Origin of the sequence: Neobacillus drentensis (assembly GCF_036965245.1) — a bacterium.
In the GTDB taxonomy this organism is placed as follows: domain Bacteria; phylum Bacillota; class Bacilli; order Bacillales; family Cytobacillaceae; genus Neobacillus; species Neobacillus drentensis_G.
Window position 1 is genome coordinate 274 of the sequence record NZ_JBALPG010000064.1, and the last position, 6654, is coordinate 6927.

A 6654-nucleotide genomic window follows, 5' to 3' on the forward strand; every position below is an offset into this window, starting at 1 on the left:
GCTTTATCTATCCTTCTTTTTCTGTCTTATATAAATTTATAAAATATCATGACTTTTAATAAAACTACTTTGCACTAATTTTATAAATAGCCCAAACCATTCCTTAAGAGGGAACAACCTCAAACAGGACAGCGATGCCAATTCCACCGCCGCTTCCGATGGCGGCAAGGACATATTTTATCTCACTTCTCCTTTGAACCTCGTAGAAAAGTCTTGTGACTAGCATAGCGCCGGATGCTCCGTATGGGTGTCCGATAGTTAATGCCCCTCCGTTTACGTTTAGCTTTTCATAGGGAATCGAAAGTTCCTTCGCACAGGCGACGATTTTTGAGGCAAAGGCTTCATTGATTTCAATTAAACCAATGTCTTCCATCGACAGCTTGTTTCTTTGCAATACGGCTAGGATTGCAGGAATGGGTGCTGCTCCTGGATAGAATGGATGGACACCCGCAACCTCACTGTCAACAAAGCGAAGAACAGGCTGAAAGCCCAGACGATAAGCGGTTTCCTCCTCCATCACAAGGGCAGCTGCAGCACCGTCATGAATAGCGCAGCTGTTTGCTGCTGTAACGGTGCCGTGTTCTTTAGAGACAATTGGCTTTGCCCGCTTTATTAATGCCTCCATGTTTCTCTTTTTAAAAAATTCTTCATCTTGGTCCCAACCGGCAACTGGAATAATCTCCTCCGTAAAAAATCCTTTTTCAAACGCAGCCCAGCTTCGTTCATAGCTTAGAAGAGCAAATTCATCTTGTTGCCATTTACTAATTCCGTATGTTTGGGCGACATATTCTGCAGCCTCTACCATCTCAGGGTCTCCAATGTTATCGGGGGCGAAACGGGCACGCTTTTGAAAAGGAGAGGTGCTAGTACTCTCAATCCCTCCGGCGATATAGCACAGCCCCGCACCACCCTGAATAAAATAGCATGCCAATCGAATCGCTTCGAGGCCTGCGCTGCATTGGCGATCGAGCATTAATCCAGGTACAGAAAGTGGCAGCCCTGCTTCTAAAGCTGATAACCGTCCGATGTTTCCTCCCGGTCCCGTCACATTTCCTAAGATTACATCTGCTACTTTTTCTTCGATTCCAGCTGCCAGCTGGCGGAGAACAGGAGCGGCTAGTTCATGTGGCTGTAGATTTTGAAGCATACCATTCTTTTTACCAATCGGCGTTCGGTTTGCTTGGACGATTACGGCTCTTTTAATGGTTCGTCACCTTGCTTTCGATGAAATCTTTTACTTGCGGACCGGCAATTTTGCCGCTGGTTGTATATGGCATTTCCTCGATGAAAAACCATTGGCGAGGGATTTTATAGGAAGATAAATGCAGTCTGCAAAATCGTTTTAGCTCGATTTTGGAAGCAGTTCCTTTCACGACCGCCGCGGCAATCTGGCCCCAATATGGATCGTTAATGCCGATGACTGCTACTTCTTCGACATTGGGGTGGGTACTGATTACTTTTTCAATTTCTTCAGGGAAAATATTGATCGCTCCGTATAAGATCATATTCTTTTCCCGGCCTGAGAGATAGAGAAAACCATCTTCATCTAAATATCCCATATCGTCGACCGTTATCCAGCCATATTCGTCCTGAATAGTATGGATTCTCCGATGACCGGTATGTTCACTCACTTCATTTGTATCTAAATATCCTAGAAAAACCATCCTACTTTTCACGAAAATTTTCCCAGGTTCATTCGGTTGAGCAAGCTCAGAGTTAGAACGGCGAATTTCAATTTCTACTTGATGACAGGGCCTGCCAACTGATCCTGGTTTCCGGATATTATCCTTGTCAGTTAACACCGTAACAAAGCTTAATTCACTCGCCCCATAGAATTCATACATCGAAAAACGAGGAAACATCCGCTGGATCTGCTGCTTGGAATGCTCCTCCCACTTTGCCCCGGAGGATAGAATCTTAATCGGTTTATCAATGCTCCTGCCCTCAGTAAGAAAGGCAGAAATCATGGTCGGCACAACATAAACAGCGGTGATAGACTGTGATTCGATTAATGATAGGGTCTTGGCAGGAGAGAATTTTTCGAGAAGATAGAGGCTCCCTCCTAAATATAAGGTGCTAATGGCTCCAAACAAGAAATGAGAATGAATGAGCGCACCGGGAATGACGACATGATCGGCTTCGTTCATCTGAAAATCAATTCGGCTGCAGTCAAAGCTCTCCACCCATGAGTTGTGTGAGCGAATAAACGCTTTCGGCAGCCCGGTTGTGCCCGAGGTAAATCCCATATAAAATGGAAGATTTCCCTCTACTACCGTACTTCTTTTTATGAAAGCCTGTTGGATTTCCTGAAGAACATCTTCCCATAACAGGACGGCCGGATGAAGGTGCTTGACTTTTGGATACAGCTCCCTTGTTGTAACGAAAATGGAAGGTTTAGAAAGTGTTAATCGGGATTGCAGTTCTGCTTCCGTCCATTTCAAATCGAAGAGGACTGAGGTCCATCCAGCAGTAGCAGCGCCAGTGAAAAGCAGAAGGAAGGGGATTCCGTTTGGCAGCAAAATTCCCAATGTTTGATTAGAAAGCGTAAACGAGTCGAGCCAATTGGCAGTCTGGTTAACCCGATTAGACCACATACGATAACTAATTTTTTCGGTTGCCGTTTCAATCGCGATTTTTTCTGGAAAAAGTTCAGCATATTTTTTGTATGTTTCCGTAATGGCAGCCATTTGAATCCCCTCACTTAATATGAATCTCAAATTATAAAAAGTTTAAACCAAAAGCCGTTGATAAAAAAGAGACACATTAAAGTGCCTCTACTTTTTTATGCACGTTCCGCCTAATAACAGGGGATTTCAATAGCCTGCTAACAAGGAAGGATGCAATGATTGCTTTGATAATGTCTCCAGGAACGTAAGCTAGACTTGTTAGAATTGCCTTTTTTAAAGGAATATGCAAAATAAAAGCCTGTACAGGAATTCCAATTAAATAGAGCAAAAATATACCTACTGTCAGGTTGATGAGTAATATATTGCGAAATTTGAATTTACTAAAACGCGATATTAAGTAACCAACACAAAAAGCGGTAAGAGGGTAGGCGAATAAATATCCTGCACTCGGTCCAACAAATACAGCTGGGCCGCCGCGGCCACCTGATAAAAGTGGTGCTCCTGCAGCCACAACCAATAAGAAAACCGTCATGCTCAAGGCACCGAGTCTCCCACCTAACACCCCACCGGCGAGAAGAACACCTAATGTCTGGATGGTAATCGGTACAGGTGTGAATGAAAGCATGATGGGCGGTACAAAACCTAATACTCCCATAAAAGCCGCAAGTAAAGCAACATATGTAATGTCTAAAATCTTCATGGTTCATCTCCCAATGCATAAATATAATTACGAATTTTATTTTATAAGGGAGACACATGAATTGTCAACTAAATTTAAATTTTGGTTAACAATTGAAAATATAGCTCGAATGCCTTATTCCAAGCTAAAAACATTTATTTAATAATAATCCTTCTATTTTTTATAACCACAAGATAGAAACTAATGTAATGGACATTACTCTTCCCTTAATTACAAATAAGAGGAATGGATTTCTAACCCATTCCCCTTTCCAATCTTACTTCACCTGATAATACTCACAATACCAATCCGCAAACTTCTGCAAACCATCCTTAATTGAAGTCTTTGGCTTAAATCCTACCGCCTGCTCTAGCAATTCTGTCGAAGCGTATGTGGCAGGTACATCCCCTGGCTTTATTGGTTCAAATACCTTTTCAAAAAGCACATCCCGCCCTATAGCTTTACTCAAACATTTCTCCAATGTTTCAATAAATACCATTAGTTTTTCAGGGTTACTGTTACCAATGTTAAAAACCTTATGAGGTACATTATTCTCCCCAACAGAAGGGTTGCTAAGAAGTCGCTCGATCCCTTCCACGATGTCATCAACATAGGTGAAATCGCGATATAGGTCGTTTTCAAAATCGCCATTATTAAAAATCTTGATTGGCTCACCGCCAAAATACTTATTAGCGAATCCGAAGTATGCCATATCTGGTCTTCCCATAGGACCATAAACAGTGAAGAATCGAAGTCCAGTCGCTGGTATCTTGTAAAGATGGCTATAGGTGTGAGCCATCAATTCATTGGATTTCTTAGTGGCCGCATAAAGAGAAACAGGATTATCTACCATATCTGTTTCTGAGAAGGGCACTTTTTTGTTTGCCCCATAGACAGAGCTGGATGATGCATAAACAAGATGATCCACTGGATTATATCTGCAAGCTTCAAGGATGTTAAAAAAGCCAATGACATTACTTTGAATATATACATCTGGATTCTCTATCGAATAACGTACACCTGCTTGGGCAGCCAAATTCACCACAATGTTAGGTTTGTACTCTTCAAATATACTATTAATCAAACCCTTGTCTGAAATGTCACCCTTAACAAAAGTAAACTTTTCAAACGGTTCGAGTTTCTCTAAACGAGCAAACTTAAGATTTATATCATAGTAGTCATTTATATTATCAATACCGATAACACGGCAGCCCTGCTCAAGCAGCTTCTTAGATAAAAAGTATCCAATGAAACCTGCTGCTCCGGTAATCAAATAGGTTTTGCTTTTATCTAGTGGTTTGAAGTCTTGCTTCATTTGAGTCGATCTCCTTTGCATTCGGTTTAGAAAGTCTTGCACAAATGCTTCTTCCAATGGAGTGATACTCAACTCCAGTTTCCCTCATACCTTGCAACTCATATATATTCCGTCCATCATATACCAACGGAGTTCTCATCCATTTCTTATACTCATCTGGTTTCACAGCTTTAATTTCGTCCCACTCGGTAAAGATAAAGCAGACATTGGCACCGTCTAATGCATTTTTAACATCATCGACGTATGTGATACTTCCATTGCTAATTTTTCCTTCTGGATATCTACGTTTAAAGTTATCCGCTCCAACCGGATCAAAGGCAAAAATATCTGCGCCATGATCCAACAATAATGGTACATTATCAAGTGATGGAGCTTCCCTTAAGTCATCAGTTCCAGGCTTGAATGTCAATCCAAGTACCGCTACTTTCAGGCCATTAAAGGTAATTAACCTTTTACTTGCCTTCCTATATAACATCGTCTTTTGTTCCGTATTTACATCAATGGCAGCCTTTACTGTTTTAAGCTCATACCCATGTTGTTCCGCTAGATACTTCAGTGCCTTAGTATCCTTTGGAAAGCAGCTGCCCCCATAACCAATCCCTGCATTTAAAAACTTACTTCCAATCCGCTCATCAAAGCTCATACCCAGAGCGACATCTTGAATATCAGCACCTACTAGTTCACAAAGGTTAGCAATATCATTCATGTAAGATATTTTAAGAGCGAGGAAATCATTAGAAGCATATTTAATCATCTCTGCTGATCTTCTACTAACAGAAACAATTGGAATATTAAATGGCTCATAAATCTTCATAAGCATTTCTTCTGCCCATTTACTTTCAGTTCCAATGATAATCCTTTCGGCATGTAACGTATCTCGAACAGCTGTACCTTGTGCCAAGAATTCTGGGTTGGATGCAACTTCTACCCTTATTTCTTTACCGTCATTTCCGGTATATTTCTCACCGTCATACGGAAGGAAGTCATATATAAACTGCTCCACCTTGTCATTTGTCCCAACAGGAACAGTTGACTTTACAACGATTAAGCAATCCTTTTCGATTGTTTCAGCTATTTGTCTTGCAACTGTAGCAATATATGAAAGATTAGCTGAGCCATCAGGCTGTTCCGGCGTCCCTACACCTATGAAAATAGCGTCTGCTTCTTTGTAGGCCCGAGTATAATCTGTAGTATAGTTTAATCTCCCAGCGGCGAAATTCTTTTGCATGAGTTCCTCAAGGCCGGCCTCATAGATTGGGGAAATTCCTTGTTCCATCATACTTACTTTATTCTCGTCGATATCAACACAGGTTACTTGATGCCCGACTTCTGCAAAACATACACCTGCCACCAAGCCGACATAACCTGTCCCTGCCACAGCTATTTTATACATTTTCACGCTTCCTTTGCTCGTGTTTAAAATAAACGGTATCAAAAAAGTAGCTATCGCCTTCAATTTCTCATACTAAAATTAAAATACTTCAACGTCGTAATAACGTACATCCTTTATTTTCGCTTGTACTATAGTAACATAGTCTTTAAAGTTTTATTTAACAATAGACCCCCTTTTTCCATAAGAGGAATAAATTTGTTCATTTCTGAAATCTACTCAGCCAAACGACATTCTCGACAAACATTCGAAAAAACCTCGCAAGCAGAGGAACGGTTTTTATTTTTTAAAAATGAACCCTTCTAATATGTTCGTCCAAATCGGTCTCTGATGATAGATTTGCTTCCTGCCTGAGCCATTACCCCATTGGAATCAAGATCACACGAGACCCCGACCTGCTTCAGTCAACTGTTGTAACCCTTTATCTTCTATAACGTGTTGAATCAAAGCTTGATTTACTAGGAGACTCATCCCGAACGGATGAAGGAGCGAACATAAAAAAGAGAAACCAGCTTGAAGTATCTCTAAGCTGGTTTCCTATCCTATTCCTCAATTAAATAAACTACCCCCTAATGTATGAATACGGGGCTCATTCGGACAGGGAATGGCTAAAAAAGCTTGGTCCTGTCTGAATACAGGGCTC

The 6654-nt window shown here is 41.1% G+C and carries 5 protein-coding genes; all 5 read right to left on the reverse strand.

Annotated elements, in window-relative coordinates; genetic code table 11:
• Positions 1–103: 103 nt before the first annotated feature.
• The 5 genes from V7150_RS14855 to V7150_RS14875 all read right to left on the reverse strand — a co-directional run bounded on the left by V7150_RS14855 (position 104) and on the right by V7150_RS14875 (position 6014).
• Positions 104–1204 carry an acetyl-CoA C-acyltransferase gene (locus V7150_RS14855; RefSeq protein WP_335519656.1) on the reverse strand — a complete coding sequence of 367 codons (1101 nt, stop codon included), beginning with the start codon at positions 1202–1204 and terminating at the stop codon, positions 104–106.
• On the reverse strand, positions 1200–2687 hold the full coding sequence (locus tag V7150_RS14860; protein WP_335519645.1) for an AMP-binding protein: 1488 nt from the start codon (positions 2685–2687) through the stop codon (positions 1200–1202). The genes V7150_RS14855 and V7150_RS14860 overlap by 5 nt, the downstream gene beginning before the upstream one ends.
• Positions 2688–2763: 76 nt before the next feature.
• Positions 2764–3327 (reverse strand): biotin transporter BioY, encoded by a 564-nt coding sequence (locus V7150_RS14865; protein ID WP_335519648.1) that lies wholly within the window; start codon positions 3325–3327, stop codon positions 2764–2766.
• A 256-nt stretch (positions 3328–3583) separates the two neighbouring features.
• Positions 3584–4621, reverse strand: a complete 1038-nt coding sequence (locus V7150_RS14870) for a GDP-mannose 4,6-dehydratase (protein ID WP_335519651.1) — start codon at positions 4619–4621, stop codon at positions 3584–3586.
• The gene (locus tag V7150_RS14875; RefSeq protein WP_335519654.1) at positions 4593–6014 is read right to left on the reverse strand and encodes a UDP-glucose dehydrogenase family protein; all 1422 of its coding nucleotides are present in this window, start codon (positions 6012–6014) and stop codon (positions 4593–4595) included. The genes V7150_RS14870 and V7150_RS14875 overlap by 29 nt, the downstream gene beginning before the upstream one ends.
• Positions 6015–6654: the final 640 nt, after the last annotated feature.